Origin of the sequence: Pseudomonas putida (assembly GCF_025905425.1) — a bacterium.
In the GTDB taxonomy this organism is placed as follows: Bacteria; Pseudomonadota; Gammaproteobacteria; order Pseudomonadales; family Pseudomonadaceae; genus Aquipseudomonas; species Aquipseudomonas putida_AF.
On the sequence record NZ_CP109603.1, the window covers coordinates 1,487,376 to 1,512,369 of the forward strand.

At 62.1% G+C, this 24,994-nt stretch carries 23 protein-coding genes and 1 pseudogene; 13 read left to right on the top strand and 11 right to left on the bottom strand.

Going from position 1 to position 24,994, the window contains the following annotated elements:
• Nucleotides 1-10: 10 nt before the first annotated feature.
• From OGV19_RS06660 to OGV19_RS06675, 4 genes are all read left to right on the top strand, one after another.
• Nucleotides 11-1,045 (top strand): acyltransferase family protein, encoded by a 1,035-nt coding sequence (locus OGV19_RS06660; RefSeq protein WP_264312645.1) that lies wholly within the window; start codon nucleotides 11-13, stop codon nucleotides 1,043-1,045.
• Nucleotides 1,046-1,103: 58 nt separating this feature from the next.
• A complete protein-coding gene (gene nfuA, locus OGV19_RS06665) occupies nucleotides 1,104-1,688 on the top strand; it encodes a Fe-S biogenesis protein NfuA (RefSeq protein ID WP_264312646.1) in 585 nt (194 codons plus the stop codon).
• Nucleotides 1,689-1,934: 246 nt separating this feature from the next.
• Nucleotides 1,935-2,543: an SCO family protein gene (locus OGV19_RS06670; RefSeq protein ID WP_264312647.1), complete on the top strand. Its 609-nt coding sequence runs from the start codon at nucleotides 1,935-1,937 to the stop codon at nucleotides 2,541-2,543.
• Nucleotides 2,543-3,031: a copper chaperone PCu(A)C gene (locus tag OGV19_RS06675; protein ID WP_264312648.1), complete on the top strand. Its 489-nt coding sequence runs from the start codon at nucleotides 2,543-2,545 to the stop codon at nucleotides 3,029-3,031. The genes OGV19_RS06670 and OGV19_RS06675 overlap by 1 nt, the downstream gene beginning before the upstream one ends.
• Nucleotides 3,032-3,066: 35 nt before the next feature.
• On the opposite strand, the gene OGV19_RS06680 is transcribed toward OGV19_RS06675, so the two are convergent.
• Nucleotides 3,067-3,294, bottom strand: coding sequence for a hypothetical protein (locus tag OGV19_RS06680; protein WP_027593874.1), 228 nt, complete (start codon nucleotides 3,292-3,294; stop codon nucleotides 3,067-3,069).
• 524 nt (nucleotides 3,295-3,818) lie between these two features.
• Here OGV19_RS06680 and OGV19_RS06685 point away from each other — a divergent pair.
• Nucleotides 3,819-5,033 carry an MFS transporter gene (locus tag OGV19_RS06685; protein ID WP_264312649.1) on the top strand — a complete coding sequence of 405 codons (1,215 nt, stop codon included), beginning with the start codon at nucleotides 3,819-3,821 and terminating at the stop codon, nucleotides 5,031-5,033.
• A gap of 75 nt (nucleotides 5,034-5,108) precedes the next feature.
• Here the strand turns inward: OGV19_RS06685 and OGV19_RS06690 are convergent, their stop codons facing one another.
• The 7 genes from OGV19_RS06690 to OGV19_RS06720 form a co-directional block, all read right to left on the bottom strand.
• Nucleotides 5,109-6,011, bottom strand: coding sequence for an AraC family transcriptional regulator (locus OGV19_RS06690; RefSeq protein ID WP_264312650.1), 903 nt, complete (start codon nucleotides 6,009-6,011; stop codon nucleotides 5,109-5,111).
• A complete protein-coding gene (locus OGV19_RS06695; RefSeq protein WP_264312651.1) occupies nucleotides 6,008-6,322 on the bottom strand; it encodes a branched-chain amino acid transport AzlD family protein in 315 nt (104 codons plus the stop codon). The genes OGV19_RS06690 and OGV19_RS06695 overlap by 4 nt, the downstream gene beginning before the upstream one ends.
• Nucleotides 6,319-7,020, bottom strand: a complete 702-nt coding sequence (locus OGV19_RS06700) for an AzlC family ABC transporter permease (RefSeq protein ID WP_264312652.1) — start codon at nucleotides 7,018-7,020, stop codon at nucleotides 6,319-6,321. Before OGV19_RS06700 ends, OGV19_RS06695 begins: the two co-directional genes overlap by 4 nt.
• Before the next feature lie 102 nt (nucleotides 7,021-7,122).
• The gene (locus OGV19_RS06705; protein WP_264312653.1) at nucleotides 7,123-7,824 is read right to left on the bottom strand and encodes a sel1 repeat family protein; all 702 of its coding nucleotides are present in this window, start codon (nucleotides 7,822-7,824) and stop codon (nucleotides 7,123-7,125) included.
• Between the two features lie 150 nt (nucleotides 7,825-7,974).
• Nucleotides 7,975-9,069, bottom strand: coding sequence for a hypothetical protein (locus OGV19_RS06710; protein WP_264312654.1), 1,095 nt, complete (start codon nucleotides 9,067-9,069; stop codon nucleotides 7,975-7,977).
• 25 nt (nucleotides 9,070-9,094) lie between these two features.
• Nucleotides 9,095-9,721, bottom strand: a complete 627-nt coding sequence (locus tag OGV19_RS06715; RefSeq protein ID WP_264312655.1) for a LysE family translocator — start codon at nucleotides 9,719-9,721, stop codon at nucleotides 9,095-9,097.
• 2 nt (nucleotides 9,722-9,723) lie between these two features.
• Nucleotides 9,724-10,500, bottom strand: coding sequence for a YqcI/YcgG family protein (locus tag OGV19_RS06720; protein WP_264312656.1), 777 nt, complete (start codon nucleotides 10,498-10,500; stop codon nucleotides 9,724-9,726).
• A gap of 160 nt (nucleotides 10,501-10,660) precedes the next feature.
• Between OGV19_RS06720 and OGV19_RS06725 the strand changes: the two genes are divergently transcribed.
• Entirely contained in the window at nucleotides 10,661-11,581 is a 921-nt protein-coding gene (locus OGV19_RS06725; protein WP_264312657.1) for a LysR substrate-binding domain-containing protein, read from the top strand.
• Here the strand turns inward: OGV19_RS06725 and OGV19_RS06730 are convergent.
• Complete coding sequence (locus OGV19_RS06730) at nucleotides 11,566-12,471, bottom strand: LysR family transcriptional regulator (RefSeq protein ID WP_264312658.1); 906 nt, start codon at nucleotides 12,469-12,471, stop codon at nucleotides 11,566-11,568. The two genes, OGV19_RS06725 and OGV19_RS06730, sit on opposite strands and share 16 nt — an antisense overlap.
• Nucleotides 12,472-12,591: 120 nt before the next feature.
• Between OGV19_RS06730 and OGV19_RS06735 the strand changes: the two genes are divergently transcribed.
• From OGV19_RS06735 to OGV19_RS06765, 7 genes and pseudogenes are all read left to right on the top strand, one after another.
• On the top strand, nucleotides 12,592-13,782 hold the full coding sequence (locus OGV19_RS06735) for an MFS transporter (RefSeq protein WP_264312659.1): 1,191 nt from the start codon (nucleotides 12,592-12,594) through the stop codon (nucleotides 13,780-13,782).
• Nucleotides 13,783-13,829: 47 nt separating this feature from the next.
• On the top strand, nucleotides 13,830-16,190 hold the full coding sequence (locus OGV19_RS06740) for a DNA polymerase II (RefSeq protein WP_264312660.1): 2,361 nt from the start codon (nucleotides 13,830-13,832) through the stop codon (nucleotides 16,188-16,190).
• 81 nt (nucleotides 16,191-16,271) lie between these two features.
• Nucleotides 16,272-20,783 (top strand): NEL-type E3 ubiquitin ligase domain-containing protein, encoded by a 4,512-nt coding sequence (locus OGV19_RS06745; RefSeq protein WP_264312661.1) that lies wholly within the window; start codon nucleotides 16,272-16,274, stop codon nucleotides 20,781-20,783.
• A gap of 233 nt (nucleotides 20,784-21,016) precedes the next feature.
• Nucleotides 21,017-21,577 (top strand): DUF4174 domain-containing protein, encoded by a 561-nt coding sequence (locus OGV19_RS06750; protein WP_264312662.1) that lies wholly within the window; start codon nucleotides 21,017-21,019, stop codon nucleotides 21,575-21,577.
• Nucleotides 21,574-22,050, top strand: a pseudogene (locus tag OGV19_RS27645) (calcium sensor EFh); the annotation flags it as partial. The gene OGV19_RS06750 and the pseudogene OGV19_RS27645, both read left to right, overlap by 4 nt.
• A gap of 81 nt (nucleotides 22,051-22,131) precedes the next feature.
• Entirely contained in the window at nucleotides 22,132-22,968 is an 837-nt protein-coding gene (locus OGV19_RS06760; protein WP_264312663.1) for an HvfB family MNIO-type RiPP peptide maturase, read from the top strand.
• On the top strand, nucleotides 22,949-23,647 hold the full coding sequence (locus OGV19_RS06765) for an HvfC family RiPP maturation protein (protein ID WP_264312664.1): 699 nt from the start codon (nucleotides 22,949-22,951) through the stop codon (nucleotides 23,645-23,647). The genes OGV19_RS06760 and OGV19_RS06765 overlap by 20 nt, the downstream gene beginning before the upstream one ends.
• 50 nt (nucleotides 23,648-23,697) lie before the next feature.
• Here the strand turns inward: OGV19_RS06765 and OGV19_RS06770 are convergent, their stop codons facing one another.
• Complete coding sequence (locus OGV19_RS06770; RefSeq protein ID WP_264312665.1) at nucleotides 23,698-24,192, bottom strand: HvfX family Cu-binding RiPP maturation protein; 495 nt, start codon at nucleotides 24,190-24,192, stop codon at nucleotides 23,698-23,700.
• A 15-nt stretch (nucleotides 24,193-24,207) separates the two neighbouring features.
• A complete protein-coding gene (locus tag OGV19_RS06775; protein WP_264312666.1) occupies nucleotides 24,208-24,828 on the bottom strand; it encodes a ferric reductase-like transmembrane domain-containing protein in 621 nt (206 codons plus the stop codon).
• Nucleotides 24,829-24,994 lie beyond the last annotated feature (166 nt).

A 24,994-nucleotide genomic window follows, 5' to 3' on the forward strand; every position in this document is an offset into this window, starting at 1 on the left:
AGGGTATTTCATGCTGTATTCGCTTCAGGCACTGCGGGCGTTCGCCGCCTGGGTGGTGGTCTGCCACCATTTCATGCAGATCTTTTTCGACTTCAAGGCCAGTGGGCCGATTGGCCAACTGCTGACTGACCGGGGCGCCGTCGGCGTCGATATCTTCTTCGTCATCAGCGGCCTGGTGATCTACCTCTCCACCCGTGACAAAGCCATCGAGCCTCGGCAGTTCCTGCTTAACCGGTTATTGCGCATCGTCCCGGCGTACTGGTTCTACACCTTGGTCATGGCGGGCCTGCTGCTGGCGGCCAGCCGCTGGATGCCGCACCAGGAATTCGACTGGCATCACCTGTTGCTGTCGCTAGTGTTCGTGCCAGCGGAAAACCCCGGTGGATATGGGCTCTATCCCACCTTGAACGTGGGCTGGACGCTGAACTTCGAGATGTTTTTCTACCTGCTGTTCGGCTTGGCATTCCTGGTCCGCCAGCGCCATCAGTTACTGCTGGTCAGCGTCGCGCTGCTGCTGGTGAGTGAAGTGCTGGGCCGGCTGGGTGTGCTCAGTCATTTCTACAACAACGACATCATCTACGAGTTCCTGCTGGGCATCGGCCTGGGAGTGCTGTATCACCGAGGCCTGATTCGCCAGGGCATTTGCATGCCCCTGGCGTTGCTCGCCGTGGCGGGGTATGCCCTTTACCACCTGGACGCCTCCCAGCGGCTGCTGCACTGGGGCCTGCCGAGCGCGCTGGTGGTACTCGCCTTTGTCTCCCTGGAGCCCCTATTCGCGGGCAACCGACTGCTCAAGGCACTGGGCGATTGTTCGTATTCGGTGTACCTGATCCACGTGCTGGTGCTGTATGCCGGCTGGTTCGCCAGCCAGCGGCTGCACCTTAACCCGTATCTGGTGTTTGCCCTGTGCGTGCCGTCCATTGGACTAATGTCGTGGTTCAGCTACCACTGGCTGGAGCGCGGCCTGTACCGGCGAATGCAGGCCTGGCTGGCGGCACCACGGGGGCAGGCCCCGGATTACGCGCTTTCCCGAGTCAAATACTAGGACTTTGTACAAGGGCCAGGTTGGCGTACACTTGGCCGCAAGTCTGTGAGGAACTTCCATGAGCGCTATAACCATTACCGACGCCGCCCATGATTACCTGGCCGATCTGCTCTCCAAGCAGAATACGCCCGGCATCGGCATCCGCATTTTCATCACCCAGCCAGGCACCCAGTACGCAGAGACGTGCATTGCCTACTGCAAGCCGGGCGAAGAGAAGCCTGACGACACCGCCGTGGGTCTGAAGAGCTTCACCGCCTACCTCGATGCAGTCAGCGTCCCCTTCCTTGAGGACGCGCTGGTCGATTACGCCACCGACCGCATGGGCGGCCAGCTGACCATCAAGGCACCGAACGCCAAGGTGCCGATGGTCAACGAGGACAGCCCGATCAACGAGCGTATCAACTACTACCTGCAGACCGAGATCAACCCCGGTCTGGCCAGCCATGGCGGGCAGGTGAGCCTGGTGGACGTGGTCGACGACGGTATCGCCGTGCTGCAGTTCGGTGGTGGTTGCCAGGGCTGCGGCCAGGCCGACGTGACACTGCGCGAAGGCATCGAGCGCACCCTGCTCGAACGTATCCCAGAGCTTAAAGGTGTGCGCGACGTGACCGACCACACCCAGAAGGAAAACGCCTACTACTGATTGTAGGAGCGCCCCGGCAAGGCCGCTCCTACAGACACTGTTCGCCGCTTCCTTAGCAACAAACTGTTACGGATTCAACCCCTGCGACAACAGGCCGCAGCCCGTATTCAAAGGGCTGCAGGCCATCACCGCCTTCGTCGGGTAGAAGCACTTGGGGTGTCATGCCAGAATGCCCCGGTTTTTCAACCGGCCCCTCCCCAGGGTCGGCACCTTTCCTGTAAAGGATGGCCTGTAAAGGATAGTTCCATGAATGATCTATATACCCGGCGCGCGGTTGTCGCCGGGATGGGCGTTCTCGGGCTCGGCCTGCTGGCCGGCTGCAGCCCGGCCCGGGGTCTCGAGTTCAAGCACGGCAAGAACATGAGCAACGAAATCCTTGGGCGCAAGTTCAATCTCAAGGACCCCCAAGGCAACCCGCGTACCCTGTCGAGCTTCTACGGCAGCATGCCGATGATCTTCTTCGGCTTCACCCAGTGCCCGGCGGTCTGCCCGACCACGCTGGCGCGGGCGGCGCAAATCAGACAGCTGCTCAAGGGCCGTGACCGTGACCTGTTCCAGGTGGTGTTCATCACCCTGGACCCAGAGCGCGACACCCCCGAAGTCCTCGATGCCTACGTCAAGGCGTTCGACCCGTCGTTCACCGCGCTGACCGGCACCCCCGAGGAAATCGCCGAGGTGGCCAAGGAATTCAAGGTGTTCTACGAAAAGGTCCCGGCCGGTGACACCTATACCATCTCTCATTCGTCCACCAGCTACGTCTACGACACACGTGGCACTTTGCGCCTGAGCCTGGGCCATTCCCTGAACGCCAAGGAATGCGCCGAAGACCTGGTCACCCTGATGGAGATTTGCTAATGGCTGTTTCACTGCAACCGATCAAGCGCGGCCTGGCCGCCATCGCCCTGCTGGGCCTGGCCTTGCCAGCCCTGGCCCAGACCACTGTCAGTGATGCCTGGGTCCGAGCCAGCGTGCCGCACCAGCAGTCCACCGGTGCCTTCATGACCCTCACGGCCAGCAGCGACAGCAAGCTGGTAGGGGTTGAGTCGTCCGTGGCCAAGACCGTACAGGTACATGAAATGACCATGAACGGCGACGTGATGGGCATGCGTGAGGTCAAGGCCGTCGAGTTGCCCGCAGGCAAACCAGTGACCCTGGACCCGAACGGCTTACACGTCATGTTGATGGGGTTGAAGCAGCAGGTGAAGGAAGGCGAGCAGGTGCCACTGACCCTGGTCATCGAAGATGCCAAGGGCGGCAAGGAAACGCTGCAGGTGCAGGCGCCAGTACGTCCGCTCAACGCCGAGGCTGGCGGTGGGCATGACCACATGCACATGAATCACTGATTCACCTGGGGCCGCGCAACGCGGCCCCCTTTGATTCAGCTGCGAAAGCGTGGCAGCGGCCTGTCGAGGGTCAACGACGTCAAGGTCTTGCGTACCTGGGCTTCGTCGGCCTCCAGGGCCTTGAGACTCGCGCGGATCTTGCCGGCGGCGGGCACATCGCCCTGCCGGTCGATCCAGTCGGCAATCTCCTTGCAGGCACTGCTCAGGCAGGCTTGGCGCTGGTTCATCAGCGATATGAGGGTGGTGAGCTCTCTTTCGGACATGGCAGGATCCTCCAATTCAGCCCTGTCAGTGTAGCAGACGGTTTTCTGGGCTCAGGCTGCTTTTCAAGCCGATTGGAGTGCGCGCAGATGCCTCGATCTGCGGGTGAAGTAATCATTAGTTACTTTTCGTGAGTTTTAAACTAAACGTTTAAAATTCGATATCTGTGCGCCGCACATCGTCTGGATTGAGCTTGAGTTTGGCAGTGTTGCTCGCTTGTTTGAGTGGGCTGTTCCGCCCGCTTGAAAGTTGATAGAGAGTTCTTTGCTTTTGGTTGTTTTGCGTAGGGCGTTTCGTTGTTGTAAGTGTTTGTGTGGCTCTGTTCAGGTGTTGTTACAAGCTGAGTGTTGTGTTTTGGGTTGATTGGGATTTAGATAGCGCTTGCTTAGGCGAAGACCATTTGGAGTATTACCGATGTCAGTGCGTCTTGCAGGCCTCGGGCTTACTCCAGCAGGCGTGCTGCCCCTGGACGCGACATCACTGAGCATGGGCTGATTTATGTCGCCAGCTGAGGAGAAGCATCTACATGCAAGCGTTGAATCTTAACAGCGGAACGCGAACGCTTGCGGTTGGATACGGAGCTTCCAAGTGTGGCGAGTTCGCTTTCGAGGCTGCTTTTGCAGTGGCGATCGTATCGGTTACCGAGGCCGATCTCTTGTTGATCGGGATGGTGTACTTCTTTCGTTATCTGCCCAGTGCGGTGTTTTCACCCATGGGTGGCTGGCTGGCGGATAACTGCAATAGAAAACGTACGTTGTTGCTGGTGGAAGTGACGAAAAGCATCTTGGCACTGTCCTTTTTCGCGTTGTTCAGCCTGTCCACGCCCGCGTTAGTTGCGTTGATTGGTTTGGCGATGATTATGACGGCGCTAGACTGTCTTTATGTACCGACGTTTCGTGCCTATTTCCCCGATATCGTGGAAAAAGAAAGGCTGCCTTCGGTCAACAGCGCTATCCAGGTGGTTGAGGATGCCGCCTCGATCATCGGGCCGTTGGTGTTCTCTGCAGGTGTGTTGTTGCTTTCCCGTGAGGCGGCCTTTCTTTTCTTTGCTGCATGCCTGGTGGTATCGGCGTTCAGTATCGCTACTCTGGCCCCGGGTAGGTCGAGCCCGCGCCAGGTCTTCGATGTGCGGTCTGTGGTGCGAGATGCTGCTAGTAGTGTGAACAAGCTCAGGGCCAGCAATGCACCGTTGTTCGCTGTCATCTGCTGCACCACGATTTGCGCGATGTTCGCCACCTCGGTCATTCGGTTCATCCTGCCCGCTTCGGTGCTTGAACATTTCGCTTCCGAGGCTGCAGTAGGGTACGTTTTATCACTGCTAGCGGCAGGTACTGTGCTGGGAAGTCTCCTGTATACCCGCTTCAACAAGCGGACCACCGCGCAACAGGTACTCCGTTATTGGGCGTTGTACGGCGCACTGTTTTTCTTGGCGGCTGTCCTGCTTCAGTTCAGTGACGTGCTGTTCTTGGTGATCCTGTTCATCGTCGGCTTTGTCGGTGCATTCGTCGATATCGCTATCGTGACCAACATTCAATGCCTGTCGAAGGACCGTGAAGTCGGCAGAAATTTTTCCTTGTACTACTTCACTGCCGTCCTCGGGGATGCTGCTTCAGGGCTAGTTGCCTGTTTTGTCTTTGTACTGGCGGGGCCGGCGACCTTCCTTTGGATGACACTGATGCTGTTTATCGCACCGTTGCGCTGGACACTGAAGAGCGCTGGCCATCGTAAAGGGCAAAGTTAGCCTGGAAAGGCTCGAGCAACTGGTCGGGAGGGTGCCGAAGCCCCTGCGTTGGGACTACAGCCCCAGGTATCGCCGTCAGGATTCGACGCAAGGATCTGAACCCGCAACAGCTGGAGCTTGCGTGGTGAAAAACCTGACAGGCAAAGCTACCTGAAGACATGCCTGGCGATAGGCCCCAGGTGTCACCCCATAAGCCTGCTTGAACTGCCGGCTCAAGTGGCTCTGGTCCGCAAAGCCAAGCGCAAACGCCACCTCTGAAGCCACCTGGCCGCGTTTCAGAAACTCACGGGCGCGGGCCAGGCGCCGTTGCTTGAGCCAGGCATGGGGCGGCAGGCCGGTGGCCTGGCGAAATACCCGGGCGAAGTGGAAGGGCGACAGGTTGACTGCCGCCGCCAGGGCTTCAAGCGAGGGTGGGTCGGCCAGTTGGCTCTCCAGCAGTTCGCGGGCGCGGGCCACCGCCAGGGGTTCATGGCCGGGTGCGGTGGGCTCGGCGCATTGCCCATGGCGTTGCACCAGGACCAGCACGGCATGGCGCCAAGCCGTCTGCTGCTCCAGGGCGCTGGCAGCAGATTCGGACAGCTGGTGCAGCTGGCTGAAGGCCAGGGCCAGGGCCGGGTCCTGGATCACACTGTCCTTGAAGATGGGCATGCCGTGGCGGCCCAGTTCCAGCTCTTCGAGCACGCCGGTGACCCGTTCATGCTCCGGGTAGAAGCCGCGATAGCGCCAGCCCGCTTCGTGGGCAGTGGCGCCGGTGTGCAGTTCGTCGGGGTTGATCAGCACCATGCTGCCGACCGGGGCCAGGTGCTCGCTGCCGCGATGCCAGAAGCGCTGGGCGCCGGACTCGATCACGGTGAAGACATAGCCTTCGTGTACATGCGGGGCGAAGCGCTGCTGAAAATACCGTGCGTGCAGCATTTCAACGTCGCCCAGCGCCGGCGCCTGCCACAGGTGGGTCTGCTCGCGCAGGGGCGTGGTCATGCCAGCCAGCTGCGCAGGAGGAAGAAGATCAACATGCTCACCAGCATGCTCAGCAACACGCTACGGGTCAACAGCACCAGGGCCACGGCTACCACCGAACCTAGCAGATAAGGGTTGAGCAGGCTCAGGTTCAGTTGGTGCTCAGGCATGAAGATGATTGGCCCGCAGATGGCGGTGAGCATGCCCGGCACCGCGAACCCCAGAAACTGCCGGGCATTGGAGCTCAGGCGCAAGGGCAGGCGGGGCTCAAGAAACGCATAGCGATTGAGAAACACGATGGCGCCCATGGCGAATATCAGCAACCAGGTCATGCACGGCCTCCAACGCATTTCTGGCAAATGAAACCGGCGCTCATGCCAAGCAGGCCGGCAGCCACCAGGGCGGTTTCCCAGTGCCAGGCACTGAACAGTACCGAGCAGAACAGCGACACCGCCACGCACACCACCGTGGCGAGGTTGCGCACCAGCGGCGCGATCAGGGCGACGAAAGTGGCGACAATGGAAAAGTCCAGGCCCAGCTGGTCGAGGTGCGGAATGTTCTGGCCAAGGACAATGCCTGCCAACGTGAACAGGTTCCAGGCGATATAGAACGTCAGGCCCACGCCCAGGGCATACCAGCGATTGAACTGCTGTTGGTCATAGTGGCTGGTCAGGGCGAAGAATTCGTCGGTCAACAAGAAGCCCAGGCCTAACCGCCAGCGCAGCGGCTGGTTGGACAGCACCGGGCGCATGGACAGGCCGTAGAGCAGGTGCTGGGACGTCAGCAGCAAGGTGGTGAGCAGGATCGACGCCAGGTTGGCACCGCCCTTGAGCATGCCGATCGCCACCAGTTGCGCGGCACCGGCGAAAACGATGGCCGAAAGCCCTTGGCCTTGCCAGGCGCTCAGGTTGGCTTCGATGGCCATGGAGCCTGCCAGCAGGCCCCAGGGGGCGACGGCCAGGGAAAGCGGGAGAATGGCGATGGCGCCGTGAAGAAAGGCTTGGCGGGCGATGTGTGGGCTATCTGGCATGGTGGCTGCAACGCGTGTACTCGGTTGGGCAGCATGCCAGAGTGGGGCGGGTGATGGCTTGAACGATCTTGCTGGTTTGGCGCTTGGCCGGGACGAATGTCGCTATCGATGGCTGGTCAACCTGCGTTGCGCTGTCACGCACCCGTTGATCTCCACCGCCTTCTGCAGCAAGGTCTGGCGATGCTGAGTGTCCAGATCTGCCAGCGACCGGTACACCTCGGCCTGGTAGTCGCGCTGACGCCCCCACTGCATTTCCAGGCCCTGCGGCTGGCTGCGGCTGCAGGCCAGTCGCGGGGCCGGTTGCGGGTAGTAAGGGGCGTACTGGGTGGCCATGCTCGGAATCGCCTCCAGCGTTGCGCGATACTCCGCGCTGGCATTGTAGGGCGAGCACCAGGTGGCGATGGCCGGAGCCGGTGCCGCGAAGCCCTGCTTGAGGCTGGCGACCAGCAAGGGGCAGGCGGCGTCCGGGATTTGCCCGACGGGCAAGTAGGTCATGTAGTAAAGCGCAAGCCGGTATTGCGCCACGGGGTGGCCCAGGGCCACTGATTTTTTCAGCAGTGCCACAGCGGTGGGCAAGGTGTGGGCCAGGGCTTGGCCCTGGCGGGTGAGCTCCGGATCGCTACCCACGGCAGTGCGCAGTGAACTGGCGCCGTCGTCCAGGCTGTCGGCCTGTTCGAGTAGCGGCAGGGCCTGGCGGTAGAGCAGGTCGGCATGAGGGTCGATGCGTGCGTCGAGCGCCTGCGCGGCCAGCGGCATCAGTGCAATCAACAGCGGGGGCAGGATGACCGCGCGACTCACAGGCATGCCTCGTGAGCGGCGCCGTCATGGCAGGCAGCCAGTGCTTGATGGACGGCTTCGATGTTCATGACAGGTACACGTGCGCCTCAGGCGGATCGGAACGACGACGTATTCTAGCCACCCAAGGGGCCTCGCCGGAAGAGCAGCGGGCAACTGTCAGACGAGCTTGATGGGTGCGACCTTGCGCTGAGCGTGTTTTTCCTGGGCCAGGCCAAGCTTGGCAGTGATGACCTTGGCCAGGGCATTGTTGCCCAGGTCGTTGAAGTGCAGACGGTCGACGAACAGGTCAGCGCCGAAGACCGGCGAGCTGCTGAGCATGCTGTTCATGTCGTAGCAGGGGACCGGGTCCGCCTGGCTTTTGATGCGGCGAAAGAAGGCGGTGTGCAACTGGCTGTCAAACACCCCGTCCAGCAAGCGGTCGAAGTTCGCCGACTGCGACTCCAGCCCCATCAGCATGGCCTGTTCACCCGCTGGCAAGGTTTCCCGGCACCAGGGCAGCAGTGGCTGGAGTATGAAGGTCAGGGTGGCATGGCTGTCTGCCAGCAGACGCTCCCACTGGCGCAAGGTGCGGCCGATGTTGTCGGCCGCGCGGGCCAATCGCTTTTCAGGGGGTGACAACGGCTTGGCGGCAGGCGCTACGGGAGGGCGCGCGGTCAGGGCTTGGCCGAGACGTCGCCAGAGTGATTGCCGGCGCGGGGCCGTAGCTGGCGGCATGCCCTCGCTGAAGCTGTTCAGCGTGTTCTGCAAGGCCATGGCGTGCAGCGGCTCGTGGGGGCTGGTGAGGACTTCGCACAGGGCTTCATGGGCCAGCGTATTGAGGCCGCTGAGTACCACCACATGGCCGAGCTGGCCGAGCCGGTGTTGGTGGGTAAGGAACATCAGCAGCTCCTGGCCGGCATTGAGCCCACAGCCGGCCAGGCTCAGCCAGACCTCACCGGTCAGCATCGACAGGTGCGAAGCCACTGTGTGCTCGTCGCTGCTGGCGCCGATACCCAGCGCAGTAGAGCCCCCTACCAGCAGGTTGATGCGCGGCGCCGCGCCGCGCTCGGCCGCCGAGAAACGCTTGCCGGCGCAATGGCTGTAACGCAGGCCAAGGGCATCGGTGTTGATGGTGCCGGAGCGATAGCCGCTCTCGTGTACATGCAAGGTGTGTGGCGCACGGCGGTTGCCCAGCAACAGAAAGCGCTGATAGTCCTGTTGCAGCGGCGAAGGAGGGCCCGGAGCATACGTGGTGGTGTCGGTCGTTTTCATGGGCTCTCCGAGCGATGCTTGCGGCTCAGGCCGCCAGTTCCTTGAGGTTGTAGAGCAGCCCGCCCGCACTAATCAGCAGCAGGGCGACGCCCGACGCCAGGCTGATCAGGCGGTTGCTGCGTTGCGAGGCGATCTTGCCGATGGCGAAGATGTACAGGCTGAGCACGGCGAAATCGATGGCCACCCACAGCAGCGACAGCACCACCATGCTCTTGCCGAACGATTCGGTGATCTGGATGAACTGAGGGAAAAAGGCGATGAAGAAGATGATGTCCTTGGGGTTGGAGATGCCCACCATGAAGCCTTGCAGCAGGCCGCCACGCCCAGGCCGCGGTGCCTCGCTCGCAGCCTCCGGCGTTGGCGCCTGCAGGGCTTCCCTGAGGGTGCCCACGGCGATGTAGCCGATGAACAGGCAACCCAGCAGGCTCATGCCGCTGAGCCAGGCCTTGTCGATGGCCGCGCTGGTCAGGATGATCCAGGCCGCGGCGCCAATCAGTACCAGCGATGCCCAGTTGGTACCGACGGCAGTGAACATGGCCTTGCGCGAGCCGGAGGCGGCGGCGGTGTTTACGATCAGTGCCACTACCGGGCCAGGGGTGGCGATCAGCAGCAGAACGGTCAGTGCGTAGGTGGCGGTCAGTGCGGTATTCACGGTCAGTTCTCGATCAATGTGTCGGGTGTTACGTGGGCGTGGAATGGGCAGCGCGATGGGTTCAGCGAGCCCGCCTCTTGCAACTGGTACTGCTTCCACTCGTAGTTGTCGGCATCGCCGAACGCGCCAAGGGTGTCGGGCATGACGCCGTCGTTGTAATGGGCCACGCGCTCGCGGATGCGGGCACGGATGCGCTTGCCACTTTCGGTGCTGGCATTGGCCACCTCATCGAAGTTTTCCCGAGGGTTGATGACGAAGGTGATGTGTTGGCCCAGGTTGCGGCTTTTCATCTGCCGGTGGCCGGGGAAGTTCATGTTGATGAACAGCGGCATGCCGGCGTAGCAGAACGACCATCCGGTGTTGTCAGGGTCGGTCGGTATCGCCTGCGGCCAAGGGTGTGGGTCGCGTGCATGGACGCCACGCAGGACTTTCCAGGCCAGGGCCTGCTGCTCGGCGAGGGTGCATTCGGTAGCGGTTTCGAGAAACACCACCAGCGGGCTGCCGATGCGCTGCTTGAGCGGAATCGGCGCGATGGTGCGCACGTAGTCGGCCAGGCCCTGAGCGATGTCATCGGCCAGTTGCTCGGCGCGGGCGAAGAGAATGTGGCACGTCTCGCTGGCAACCGCTTTGCGGCCGAACAGGCACGGAAAATCGGGGTTGGCGAGAATACCGCGAAAATGCTGTATGGTTTTGTAGGTCCAGTGTTGCGTGTTCCGCACATGTTCAGCGGCCAGCTCTAGCGCATCCAGGCGATAGCAGTTTCCATAACCCGTAAACATGATTTCCCCAGGCGTTTAATTAAGTAACGTTCCAGTCATATGCAGGCAGAATCGTTGGATATCTTTATTGTTTACCTGCATTTTCTGAGACAGACTTAACGTTGTAAAACGCGTGGAACTATGACCTACTATTAGTCTCACTCATGCTTCGGACGTCGCCATGTCGGAACGGATACAGGCCTTGCACGCCCTGCGTGCTTTCGAGGTGGCCTCTCGTTATGGCTCCTTTACCCGTGCGGCCGAGGAACTGGTGCTGACCCAAGGGGCCGTCAGCCACCACATCAAGACCCTCGAGGCCATGTTCGGCTGCGACTTGTTCGAGCGTCGTGGGCCGAAACTCAGCCTGACCGAGCACGGGCGCCTGCTCTCACAGGAGCTCAAGGTCGGCTTCAAGATCATCGAGAACGCCTGCGCATTGTTGCGTCAGGATCGTTACGGGGTGCGTCTGAAAGCGCCGTCCACGCTGACCATGCGCTGGTTGCTCAGGGCCCTGGACGGGTTCAAGAAGATCGACGACAGCAGCAGCGTGCAACTGTCGAGCGTATGGATGGACATCGACAGCGTGGACTTCTATTCGGAGCCCTACGACTGCGCCATCTTGTTGGCCAACGGCCGTTTCCCCGCCGACGTCGAAAGCTTCAAGCTGTTCGATGAGTGGCTGATCCCGGTGTGCCACCCCGATTACATGGCGCATGCCCAGCCAGGCCTGGCGGACCTGCGCCAGTGCGAGTTCCTGCACCCGTCCCCGGACCGGCGCGACTGGCGACGCTGGCTGGCGCGTATGGACGCACTGGATATCAGCATCGATCAGGGGCAGGTTTTCGATACCCTCGACCAGGGGATCTCGGCGGCCCAGCAGGGCTTGGGCATCTCGGTGGTGGACTTGGTGCTGGCCAGCTCCGACCTGTCGGCAGGGCGGCTGGTGACACCCTTCAAGTACGCGGTGGCCACCGGCGACGGTTATTACATGACCTGGCTCAAATCCAGCCCCAAGGCGCGGCAGATGCACAAGTTGCGTGATTTTCTGATCAGCCAGGTACCGCCGCTGGCCTACAAGGACATCAACTACTTGTACGGCTGAGGGCTGCCGGTGGATACCCGTTCGAGCATGAAGTCGATGAACACCCGCAGCTTGGGGGGAACCTGTCGCCCCGACGGCCACAGCAGGTAGAAGCTGCCACGCCGCTCCATGAAGCTGCCGAGCACGCTTACCAGCGAACCGGCAGCCAGCTCGCGGCGCACGCTGAAGTCTGGCAGGCAGGTGATGCCGCGGTGGTTGAGGGCAAAGCAGATGCGTGTCTCGACGTGGTTGCACACCATCGAAATGGGGATGTCATAGCCCTGGTCGGGGTGCTCCTGGCGTAGCGGCCAGTTCTCCAGCTTGCCACTGCTGGGGAAGCGGTAGTGCAGGCAAGTGTGCGCGCTCAGCTCACGGGGGTGGCTGGGGGCGCCACGCTCGCGCAAGTACTCGGGTGATGCCACCAGGTGATGCTGGAAGTGGCCGAGAAACTTGGCATTGAGGCGCGAGTCCACCGGCTGGCCACCGCGCATCACCACATCGAAACCCTCTCCGACGATATCCACCATGCGGTCGGTGAACTCCAGGTCCAGTTCTACCTCGGGGTACAGCGCCATGAAGTCGGCAAGTGCCGGCATCACCAACCCGGTGACCTGCGGCAGGCTCACGCGCAGGCGACCACGCGGGGTTTCGCTGGCCTGGGACAGTGCCTGCTCGGTCGCTTCTATTTCGGCTAGGATGCGCCGGCTGCGCTCAAGAAACAGCGTGCCTTCGGCGGTCAGGGTGATGCTGCGCGTGCTGCGATGGAACAGGCGCACACCCAGGCGGCTTTCCAGCCGCGCCACCCGCTTGCCCACGGCCGAGGCGGTGATGCCCAGCGACTGGCCGGCGGCGACGAAACTGCGGGTTTCGGCAACCCGGTTGAAGACCACGAAGCCGCTGAGGCTGTCCATGAGGCGCTCCCGATTGCGGACGCTGATGTCCGGAGTGAGCGGCATTGTAACCATCTTTTTCCGCAATGCCGCTGCCATGCACACTGTCGGCCTCGATTTCCCCTTTCAAGGCCTTCCGCAATGTCCCAGACTTCATCCGCACCACTACTGGATGAGCGCACCGAGCGCTTGCCCCTGAGTGGCCTGCTGGCGCTGGCCATGACCGGCTTCATCGCCATCCTCAGCGAAATCCTTCCCGCCGGTTTACTGGACCAGATCGCCGGTGGCATGCACATCAGTCAGGCCATGGCTGGCCAATGGGTCACGGCCTACGCACTGGGCTCGTTGTTGACGGCCATCCCGCTGGTGACCCTGACCCAGGGGTGGTATCGCCGTCGCGCACTGCTGATGGCAATCGGTGGCTTCGTGCTGTTCAACGGGTTGACAACGTTGTCGTCGTCCAACGCCCTTACCCTGGTGCTGCGCTTTTTTACCGGTGCCGCGGCCGGCCTGGCCTGGGGGCTGATCGCCGGCCATGCCCGGCGCATGGTGCCGGTGGCCTTGCAGGGGCGGGCGATGGCAGTGGCCATGCTGGGGCAGCCGCTAGCCTTGTCCCTCGGCTTGCCCATAGCTACCTGGCTTGGGGCATTGCTGGGGTGGCGTGCCACCTTTGTCGTGGTCACCCTGGCGGCGCTGTTGCTGGTGGTGTGGGTGTTGCGCGCGGTACCGGACTATCCGGGGCAGGCGGCGGGCAAACGCCCCGCGGCGTTGCAAGTGTTGCGTACACCCGGCGTGGCGCTGGTGCTGCTGGTGATCATGAGCTGGATCCTCGGCCACAACATTCTTTATACCTACATCGTGCCGCTGCTGGCGGCGGCGGGGATGGCAGCTGAAATCGGTCAGGTGTTGATGGTATTCGGCCTGTCGGCGCTGGCGGGTATCGGGCTGGTCGGGCTGTTGATCGATCGGCATCTGCGCACGCTGGTCTTGCTCAGCCTTGCCGGTTTTGCCCTGGCCACGCTGGTGCTGGGGCAGGCGTCCTCCTGGGCGATGTACCTGAGCATCGCACTGTGGGGCCTGACCTACGGTGGCGCGCCGACGTTACTGCAGACGGCCTGCGCGGACACGGCGGGCGAGGGTGGTGATGTGGCGCAGTCGATGCTGGTGACGGTGTGGAACAGTGCTATCGCCTTGGGGGGGATCATTGGCGGGCTGCTGCTGACGGGGGCTGGTGTGGCGTGGTTTGGCCCTGTGGCGCTGGTGCTGATTGGCCTGGCGTGGCTATTCGCCTGGGCAGGGCGGCGTAGCGGGTTCGTGGCAGGCTCGCGCTAGAGTAGAATCGTCGCATTAGGCACAATTGACGATCAGAGGTCGACGCGGTGGATTTGCAGCAGGGCTTTGTCCTGACCCGGCATTGGCATGACACACCCGAAGGCACGTGCGTGGAGTTGTGGCTGGCTACGGACCAGGGGCCGCGTCAACTTCGCCTGGCGCCGCAGGTCTCGGTGGCGTTCATCCCTCAGGCGCACGCCGCGCATGCTCGGGTGCTGCTGGCCAACGAGCCGGGTGTCGAGCTCAAACCCTTGCAACTGCGCGATTTCGATCAACGCCCGGTGCTGGGCCTGTACTGCCGCCAGCATCGTCAATTGATGCAACTGGAGCAACGCTTGCGCAACGCCGGCGTCGAGGTTTACGAAGCGGACATCCGCCCCCCCGAACGCTATCTGATGGAGCGCTTCATCACGGCCCCCGTGCAGTTCACCGGCCAGCCGGATGCCCATGGCGTGGTCTGCGATGCCCAGCTCAAGCCACTGCCGGATTACCGTCCGCCACTGCGTCTTGTGTCGCTGGATATCGAGACCAGCGAGCGCGGTGAGCTCTACAGTATTGCCCTTGAAGGCTGCGGCCAGCGCCAGGTGTACATGCTTGGCCCGGCAAACGGTGACAGCAGCGCCGTGGACTTCGACCTGCAGTACTGCGACGACCGTGCCGCGCTGCTCGAATGCCTCAACCAATGGATGGCCCGGCACGATCCGGATGCGATCATCGGCTGGAACCTGGTGCAGTTCGACCTGCGTCTGTTACACGAGCACGCCAGGCAACTGCAGGTGCCTTTGGCCATAGGGCGCAAGGGTGCGCTCATGACCCTGCGCGCTCACGCCAGCGGTGGCCATGTGTTTGCCGATGCCCCTGGGCGGCTGCTGATCGATGGCATCGAAGCACTGCGTTCGGCCACCTGGAGCTTCCCCTCGTTCAGCCTGGAGAACGTTGCCCAGACGCTGCTGGGCGAGGGCAAGGCCATCAGCACGCCTTATCAGCGCATGGACGAAATCAACCGCATGTTCGCCGAGGACAAGCCGTCGCTGGCGCTTTACAACCTCAAGGACTGCGAACTGGTCACGCGCATATTCGCCCATACCCGGCTGCTCGACTTTTTGCTCGAACGTGCCTCCGTCACCGGGTTGGCCGTGGACCGAAGCGGTGGCTCGGTGGCGGCGTTCTGCCATTTGTACATGCCGCAGATGCACCGCCTGGGCTTTGTCGCACCCAATCTCGGCAGCCGCCCCGACGAGGCCAGCCCCGGTGGCTTCGTCATGGACTCACGCCCCGGTCTCTACGATTCGGTACTGGTGCTGGACTACAAGAGCCTGTACCCCTCGATCATCCGTACCTTCCTGATCGACCCGGTAGGGTTGGCCGAAGGCCTGCGCCAGCCCGATGACCAACATTCGGTGGCAGGTTTTCGGGGTGGGCGCTTCTCGCGCAGCCGGCACTGCCTGCCAGCGATCGTCGAACGTGTGTGGCAAGGCAGGGAGGCGGCCAAACGCGCGGGTAACGCGCCGCTGTCGCAGGCACTGAAAATCATCATGAACGCCTTCTACGGCGTTCTGGGCTCCAGTGGCTGCCGCTTCTTCGACCCGCGCCTGGCATCGTCGATCACCCTGCGTGGGCACCAGATCATGCGCCAGACCCGTGAGCTGATCGAAGCGCGTGGCTTTGATGTGATCTACGGCGATACCGACTCTACCTTCGTCTGGCTCAAGGGCGCCCATGACGAGGACGCCGCAGCGCGCATAGGCCGTGAGCTGGTGGCAGAGGTCAACCTCTGGTGGCGCCAACATCTGCACGACTCCATGGGCCTGGAGAGCGCCCTTGAGTTGCAGTTCGAAACCCATTACCGACGCTTCCTGATGCCGACCATTCGCGGTACCGAAGAAGGCAGCAAGAAGCGCTACGCCGGCCTGGTGCAGCGCGCCGACGGCAGCGAGGAGATGGTGTACAAAGGGCTGGAGTCGGTACGCACCGATTGGTCGCCGTTGGCCAGGCAGTTCCAGCAGGCGTTGTACGGGCGGATCTTCCGTGGCCAACCCTACCGTGATTATGTGCGTCAGTACGTGCAGCAAACCCTGGCCGGCGAACTCGATGAACTGATGGTCTATCGCAAGCGCTTGCGCCGGCCGCTGGCTGACTACCAGCGGAACGTACCGCCCCATGTGCGTGCTGCGCGCCTTGCCGATGAATACAACAGCCGTCTCGGGCGCCCCCGGCAATACCAGAACGGTGGCTGGATCAGCTACCTGATCACCACTGCCGGCCCTGAACCCTTGGAAAGCCTGCAGGCGCCAATCGACTACGAGCACTACCTGAGCCGCCAGTTGCAGCCGGTGGCCGATGCCATCTTGCCCTTTGTCGGGGATGATTTCGCGGCGCTGACGGGCCGCCAGTTGCCATTGTTCTGATAGCGGGCGTTACCTATCTAGCGCCTCGCAAAGCCTCTGCTGCCTAGGCTGGCCCTCTTTATTGGTCAGGAGGCTTTGAGCATGGGCACTACACAATCGTCGGGTGAGCCGCGCCCGGACACGCGGCAGCGCGACAGCGAAGCGTTTCAGGACGACATCATCGGTAAGCGCCTACCCCGTTGGCTACGACAAGCGCCGGTCGATCAGTTGCCCAAGATCAGTCATGCACTGGCCAAGAGCCTCGCGTGTCGTCAGCAGCTGAGCACGCTGCTGGGGAAAATCGACGATATCGAAGATTTCGTCGCTTCGGCGCTTCAGAAGGCGCTCACTGAGCGCTATGCGTTCACCTACAACGTGCGCCGACTGACCTTTCTCGAAGGGCGCCGGGAACCGGTGATCAACACTCAGCCTGTAGGGGCTCACCTGACAGAAGTGGTGTATGAGGAAAAGCCACTGCTTGAGGTGGTTCTGCGTAACTTTACTGCCGAACAGGCCAGCTCAGGCGGCCAGCCTGTGGGCAATAGGCTGCTGGTGCCACGCTCGGGCGAGCCTAAACCTCCCACCGCTGTCGCATTCGCCGCGCTGTGCCGCGAGCTGGACCTGGGGGCGCGCTACCAACGTCATCTGGATGCGGTCCTGAAGCCTGCCAATGACGAGAAGCGCATTGTGTCGATGCTGGTGGATGCAACCCGTTACGCCATGCTGGTAGATGGGTACAAGGCCAGGCAGGACGGCGTGCTGGATGCCAGCGAGCTGAAACTGCTGGTGGGCATGTGCCTTGATGGCAAGGTGCTGCGCTTGGCCGGTGACCTGGTGGTGCCCAAGCGCCTGAGCTTGCTTGGGTGCGCGCTTGAGCAAGTCGTGGTGCTTGATGTAATCGACCAAGGCCCCTTGTTCAACACCACGCGTCGCTTGCTGATGCATGTACCGGGTGACCCGGTGGCGCCCTGGAGTGCGTTCGAAGACCTCAAGGCACTTAATCGAGCATTGGGCCATCGCTTGCGCGTCAAGTCGTACCAGCGGTTTTTCAGGCGCTTCGTGCCAAGACGCGACAGCCAAGCTTTTTTTGCCTCGGTGATCCCGGTTTTTGACGATCTGCCGGCCTGGGCCAGTCGTGACCTGAAACCCCATCTGCAGGCTTACCCTTCACCGTTGTTCAACGCCCTTGCGCAGTCGCGCATCCGCCAGATCAAAGAGGACGCGGCGATGATCGTGGTGCCGGTGGCCCGGCTCGACCGTGAGGTGCAGCGCGCTCATGACGAACGGCTGGTTGCTGAAGGCTGGGCGCTGCTCAACCTGGCGTCGTTTTTTGTTCCGGGCCTGGGGCTGGCTATGCTGGCGGTGACCGTCTGGGAGGTGCTGGGCGAGGTGTACCACGGCGTCGAAGCGTTGCATGACGGCGATGCTCAGGAAGCACTCGACCATCTGACCAACGTCGCGACTGACCTTGCAGCGCTCGCAGCCACAGTGGCGGGGGTGACCGTGGCGCGGCGGTTGTGGGCACGTTCAGCGGTGGTCGATGCCATGCTGCCTGCGCGGCTAGAAGACGGTAGCAGCAAGCTTTGGCAGCAGGACCTGGCAGCTTATCGCAGTGTCGCACCCAGTACTGCGGCCGCTCAGGATGCGCTGGGTATTCGACGTCAAAGCGGCCAGGCATGGGTCGAAATGGAGGGGCACTACTACCCGGTGATCGAGCCCGCCAAGGATGGCCAGTGGCAGCTTCGTCCGCGCGGTGGGAATGGGCCTGCGTTATGTCACAACGGCGCTGGCGCCTGGCGAGTCTGGAGTGAGCAGCCAGCGCAATGGGACGACCCCCACCGCATGTTCCGTCGATTTGGCGCACCCTTGGATAGCATGACGGACGAGCAGATCGACCAAGTCCTGGGTTTTCATGAGCTGAGTGCGGATCATCTGCGGGCCATGCATGTGTATGGCCGTGCGCCAGAACCCGGCATGCTCGACAGTGCCGAACGCTCCCGGCTCGACCAGCGGATTCGTCAGCTGATCAGCCGTTTGCGTGCGGGTGAGCGAGTGCAAGATGCCACTGTCCTCCAGCATGCCCGGCGCCTGGCAGGGGCAGAGGGTGTGTCGGACCAGGCCTTGGCCGAGCTGGTCTGGGCCCAGCGTCGTCATTTGCTGGGGAACCTGTATGAAACGGTGCAGGCCAGCGACAGCCCCGCAAGTGCATTGCTGCGCAAAGTGTTCCCTGGCTTGCATTGCCGGGCCGCGCAGGCACTGGTGGCCGCGGCCAGCGGGGACGATCGTCGACGCTTGTTGCAAAGTGGGCGGGTGCCATTGAACCTGGCCGAAGCAGCCAGGCACAGCGTCTCGGACATCCGCAGGGTTCGCGTGTTCGAAGCGTTGTTCCTGGATACCCCACAGAACGCCGATTTGGCTCGCGTCGTACTGGGGCTGCTCAAGTACTTGCCTGGCGCTGAGCAAGGGGTGCGTTGGCGTTTGTTCGAAGGCCATCTCGCCGGGCCGCTGCTGTCAGCGACCGTAGACGGCGCACAGGCATTCGACCTCGTGCACCACAATGGCACCTTTCAATTGCTTGATGCTCAAGGGGCGCGGCGAGGTGAAGCTGGCGAGTTGTTCGAGGTGCTGGTCGCGGCCTACACGGCGCAACAGCGCACGGCCATGCAGGTTGGCGACCCCTTCGCCCATAACCTCAGGGTCTTGTTGGGGCGTGAAGCCCTGAAACGACGCGCCGAAATCCAAGGTTTGCTGGGCGCCCAGCGCCCAGGCATCTTCCGCCTCCCGCAGCGCTTGGCCGATGGCCGCTTAGGTTACCCCTTGGGTGGGCGTAACTCGGGTGGCCCGGGCAGGCCACAGAGGGCATTGGCGGTAACCGTGCGTGAACTGTTCCCCTCCTTCAGTGATGAGCAGGTGGCGATATGGAGCGACAATGTTCGGCGCTCGGGGCGTAATCTGGAAACAGTATTGGCCGAGCTGCGCGCAGAGTACAGGGTGTTGCGCAACAGCCTGGAAGCGTGGGTCGGGGAGGCCGAAGGCGAGGTAAGGGAAGACCGGGACTGCATGCGCGGCACATTGCTGGATTGTTGGCGGCGCACGACCGACGCCGGGCAAACGCACCTCGATACCGATCAGAACTACCGCATGGTCCTGTACAACATGAGGCCCGGTGGGCTACCGGAAATACCGGCGCAGGTCAGCTTTGCCCATGTTTCCGATGTATCCCTGCTGCGCATGGAATTGCAGGAAATTCCCGCGAGTTTCATGCTTGCATTTCCGCGTCTGCGCATGCTGGATCTGGGCGGAAATTTCTTGACGCGAATACCGCAGCCGCTTTTGCAAATGCAGGCGTTGCGTCAGCTGACCTTGACCCACAATCGGATCGTGTTGACCACCAGCCAAGCCGCTACGTTGGCAAGCTCCACAACGCTGTGCTACCTCGACTTGTCCCATAACCCATTGGGCCGCACCTTTACCTTGAGTGGGTTGACCTCTCTGCGCTGGTTGAACTTGCGTGACACTGGCCTGACGCACTTTCCCCACGGCGTGACCAATCGTTCGAGCCTGATTTTCATGGACATGCGCGAAAACCGTATCAGGGAGATCCCGCCGTGGTTCTATCAAATGGCGCCGGGGCTACGGCGGCGTATCAGGCTGGCCGGTAACCCACTGGAGGAGGCTGAGCTGGTGCGTCTGCAGGGGGCTCTCATGGCGCCTGCTGTCGCGCTGGACGAGACGCTGCTTCGCGAGCAGCTTGAGCATGCCCGGGAGGTATGGGGGGATGCTGTCGGGACGCGCTTTCGTGGCCTGCTGCTGGCGGCCTGGGAGTCGGTGGATGTGGGGGATGCAGCTGATCGCTTCTTCCGAGTGCTGCAGCAACTGCTGCAGTCTGCGGATTACCACATCAACGCACAAGCCCTCGCCCAGCGGGTACTTGCCTTGTTGCAGGCGATGGCCAAGGAACCGGCCCTGCGCGATGCCTTGCTGGATATCGCCAATGACGAGTGGGGGTGTCAGGACGGCGCTACCTGGTGCCTGAGCAATCTTGAACTGAATGTGCTGGTGTGGCAGGCCCGGGCCGCTGAACAAGGCAACACGGAGCAAGCGTTGATTACGTTGGGGCGGCGTTTGTGGCGCCTGGATGAAGTTGACCGGCTGGCTGTGGGAGACATTCTTAATCGTGGTGGCAACCCGGATGAGAGTGAAGTGGGGCTCGCTTATCGCCTTGGCTTGCGTGACCGCTTGAACTTGCCCATCGCAGTGGGTGACATGAGTTTTCGCGCCCTGGCAGGTGTCACTGAAGCGCACCTTGCACGGGCCCAGGCGCAAGTGCTTGAAGCCGAGACGCAGGAAGAAGTCGCACGCTCGCTGGTAGACCGAACGTTCTGGCAGGCGCACCTGGAACGTGCTCAGCCGGCGCGCTTCGCTCAGGTCGACAGGCCGTTCCGGCGCCGTCTCGATCGTGTGCTTGACGACGAGGCACTGACTGACGAGGCCAGGCAGGCAGAGTCTGATGCGATTCTTGGTGCGCAGCGTGCCGCTCGGCGCGGGCTGATGCTCGACCTGACGCTGGCGGCATTGGAGGCCGGGCCGGCAGATGCGGGCATCAACGTGTGACGTACCGGCCACTGGCAGGCGGCATCGCGCAGTCTTCCCTCCAGTGGCTTTGGACTATGCTCACTCAAAAGATGGCCTTTTCGGAAAAGGTCGTCATCCAGTTCTGAGGCATGACTGGAAATTGCCAGTTACTTTTCCCTGACCACCGGATGTTTGAAGTGGTTTAGGCTCCAGATCGGATTTTTCTCCGTGATCTGTAGTCATTGGTTTATCGAGATATTAAGGAGATGTGTATGCTCGTCCGGTCACTGACCCTCGCCACCTTGCTCGCCGTCACCAGTCCTCTGTTCGCCGCCGACAGCGATGCGCCTTTGGCCAAGGAATTGGGCAAGGCACGGCCTTTGGTGATCATCGCCCCCAGTTCAGCCGACCCGACGTTACTTGGGTTGAATAAAGCCCTGGAAGACCCGCAGATCCAGAAGGCCTTCAAGGAGCGCAGCCTGGTGCTGTACAGCGTGGCCAAAATGGTGGGCAAGCGCGAAGACAAGAACCTTGAGCAGCAGACCACCATGGCGCTGATCCGCGAACTCAAACTGGGTGCAAGCGCAGGCACCAAAGTGATCCTCGTTGGCAAGGACGGTGAACGGCACATGCTCAAGGATGACGCGACGGGCGAGCCGATCGACCCGCAGGCGATCCTCAAGGCGGTCGATGATCTGCCGGCGAGCGAGAAGGCCGTGGCTGCACCGGAGCCTGTAGCGGCAGCACCTGAAGCCAAGGGTAAGGACAGCAAACCTGCGAAACCGGTTAAACCCGCCAAGCCTGCAGCGCCGCCCAAGCCGCTGGAGGACTGACAGCCAGCCCCCGCCTCTGGTCGCAGGGGCGGGGGCTGTGTATCACACTGTATCCTGCACGCCAACAGACCTATTCATGTACAAAATGCCGATTTCGGCGATACAACCTCGACACACCCGCCCGGCCTAATGGCTCCACTTCCCAACCACAGTGGAGCTACACCATGACTCATGCACGTAAAAACCTCGGCCTGCTCGGCGCCGCCCTGCTCGGCAGCATGGCCTTTGGCAGCAGCGCATTCGCTGTCGAGCCCCTGTCCCAGGGTTATCAGTTGGCGTCGGCCAAGGTACACGGCGAGGGCAAATGCGGCGAAGGCAAGTGCGGCGGCAGCAACAAGGCCACCCAGGGGGAAGGCAAGTGCGGTGAAGGTAAATGCGGTGGCGACAAAAAGGCCAGCCATGGCGAAGGTAAATGCGGTGAAGGTAAGTGTGGAGCCGCAGACAAGGCAGGTGATGCCTCGGTGACCGGTAAGTCCTGACTTCAACCCTTGGAATGACACAACGCCCCTCCTGCTGGTCAGGCGGGGCGTTTTGCATGTGGCGGATACTTATCGATGACTACCTCACCCTTGTTTGCAGGCCTTGGCCTGCGCCGTGGCCTGATGCCCGAGTTGTTGGCCCTTGAAGAGGGCGCAGTGGACTTTCTCGAGTGTGCGCCGGAAAACTGGATCGGTGTCGGCGGGGCCTATGGCCAAGGCCTGGCGCAACTGAGTGAACGCTTTGCGCTGACCTGCCATGGCTTGTCCCTGTCCCTTGGCGGCAGCCTGCCGCTTGATCGAGGCTTTCTGGATCAGACCCGGCAGTTTCTCGATCGTCATCGGGTACGGCTGTACAGCGAACACCTGAGTTACTGCAGCGATGACGGCCACCTCTACGACTTGATGCCGATCCCCTTCACCGAAGAGGCAGTGCATCATGTCGCCGCCAGGATTCGCCAGGCGCAGGACCACCTGCAGCGGCGCATCGCCGTGGAAAACATCAGCTACTACGCGGCGCCCTACCAGGCGATGAGCGAGCTGGAGTTCATCTGTGCGGTACTCGACGAAGCCGATTGCGACCTGCTGCTGGACGTCAACAACGTGTTCGTCAACGCCTGTAACCATGCTTACGATGCGCAGGCGTTCCTGCACGGGCTGCCGCAGGCCAGGGTTACCGGCATGCACGTGGCGGGGCACTATGACGAGGCCCACGACCTCAAGGTCGATACCCACGGAGCACCGGTGAAGGAGGACGTCTGGTCGTTGTTCGCGACTGCCTGCATACGCTTCGGCGCCAAACCGACGGTGCTCGAGCGTGACTTCAACTATCCGCCGTTGGCCGAACTGCTCGAAGAGACGGCCCGCATCCGTGCTGTACAGCAGGAGGTGGCGCATGAGCGAAGTGTTGCGTGAACAGCAGTTCACCCTGGCGCGGCACCTGCGCGACCCCGCCCGGCATGCCCCGCCGCCTGGCATCGAGGCGCGCCGTTTGAAGGTTTACCGTGAGCTGTTCTACGGCGCTATCGAAGGCTTGTTGGCCGGCAGTTTCCCGGTGATGCGGCAAACCCTGGGCGAGGCGTGCTGGCATGCCCGGGTGCGTGATTTCTATGCCAACTATCGCAGCCAGACCCCCTTATTCACCGAGATCGCCGAGGCGTTCATCGACTACCTCCAGGGGATCAAGCCCGATGCCCCGTGGCAGCTTGAGCTTGCCCATTACGAGTGGGTCGAAGCCCAGCTCTACCTGAGCGATGCCCAAGACCCGGCCCATGACCCACAAGGCGACCTGCTGCTGGGTGAACCGCTGCTGTCGTGTACGGCCAGGGTGTTGGCCTACCGCTGGCCGGTCGAGCGTATTGGCCCTGGCTATCAGCCCCAGCAAGCGCCTGAGGTGCCCACGTTGCTGCTGGTGTACCGTGACGCCGGGTTGCAGGTGCGCTTCGCTCGCCTTGCGCCCATGGCTTATCGCTTGTTGGCAGAGGTGAGGGGGACCGGCCAGCAGCGTTTGCAAGCACTGGGAGGGGATCAAGAGCAAGGCCTGGCTTTGCTGGAAAGCTTGCGCGCGCAAGGCATTGTCATCGGGACATGCTGAAACTAAAAAGGGCTCAGGGCCAATCGGCCCTGAGCCCTTTTTTTTGCGGTTCAAGCCCTCGCGGCGAGCCGTGCTTCAAGCCAGCGGTCAAGGCTCAGGCGGCCGGCCCCTTTGAGCAGCAAGGGCAGTAGCGCCACCAGGTAGATCAGGGGCAACTTGAAGTTGCCGAAACCCTGGTCGGTGATGGCATACCCCTGTGCCAGTTCCGCCAGGCTTGACCACTGTGCCGGCCAATGCACCGCAGCGATGGCCACCACCGTGATGACCATGAGCCCGGCCGAGGCCAGGCGTGTTCCCAGGCCCAGCAACAGCAGCAAAGGCAGGATCAGCTCGGCCCACATCGACAGTTGCCAGTTCAGTTCTGCCGGCAGTGCGCTAAAGGGGAACGGGAAGCTGGACTGCAGGTCGCCGAACCAGTTGGCGCCATGGAGTTTCTCCAGGCCGGACTCGAAAAATTCCCAGGCCAGAAACAGGCGCAGTGGCAGGTCGGCACTCCAATTCCCGATACGGTCAATGTGGCTGAAAGTGCGAGTAAGGGTTGTCATGGTGGTCGTCTCGTGTCAGGACAGGGCGGTGGTAGTGCGGCGCTGGCGCAGGGCCAGTTTGGCGGTGAGCTTGAAGGCGATGGCGCTGAACATCAGGGCGAAGGCCACCGGGTACCAGCCAGCCATCGGGATGCGTTTGTAGAACGACAGGCAGAACACCCCGGCCAATACCCACATGCCGATGCAGTGCAGGGCCTTCCAGGTATTCGCGCCGAGCACGCGCATCGGGGCCTTGAACGAGGTCAGGGTGAGCAACGCAAGGAACAGGTAGCCGATTGTGCCCGGCAGGCTGGAAGTGGCTGTGCGATCGCTCCAGAACAGATCCGGAAACTGCTGCGCATAGCGGTAGAGCAACAGCCCGTGCACGGTGTGCGAGAAGGCGAAGGCCAGGCCCAGGTAGCGCCGCTCGCGCACCAGGCGACGGCTACCGGAGCCGGGCAGAAAGGTGACCAGCGACGAAGCCAGAAAGGTAATCAGAAACAGTGCGAAGGAGCTGCGAGCGGTGGCCCGGATAGCCGCGCGCAGGCTGTCCGGGCCGGGTGGGTTGGCGGCCAGCGCCACGGCAGTCATTGCCAGCGTCAAACCGGCCAGGGCGGTAAACAGCTTCCAGCCAGAGGGCAGGGTGAGGGGTTTCATTGTTGCAATTCCCGGGTTGTCGTTGTGTGACCGGGAGTGTGCGGGGGTGGGGTATCACCAGTGTGTCGGAGAATGCGACGCAGTGTATCGGACTGTAGCTATCGGTTACGTAAGACGGCGCTTGCTAGCAGAACTGCGCAGATTTTGAAGCCGGTGCAGATCAGGT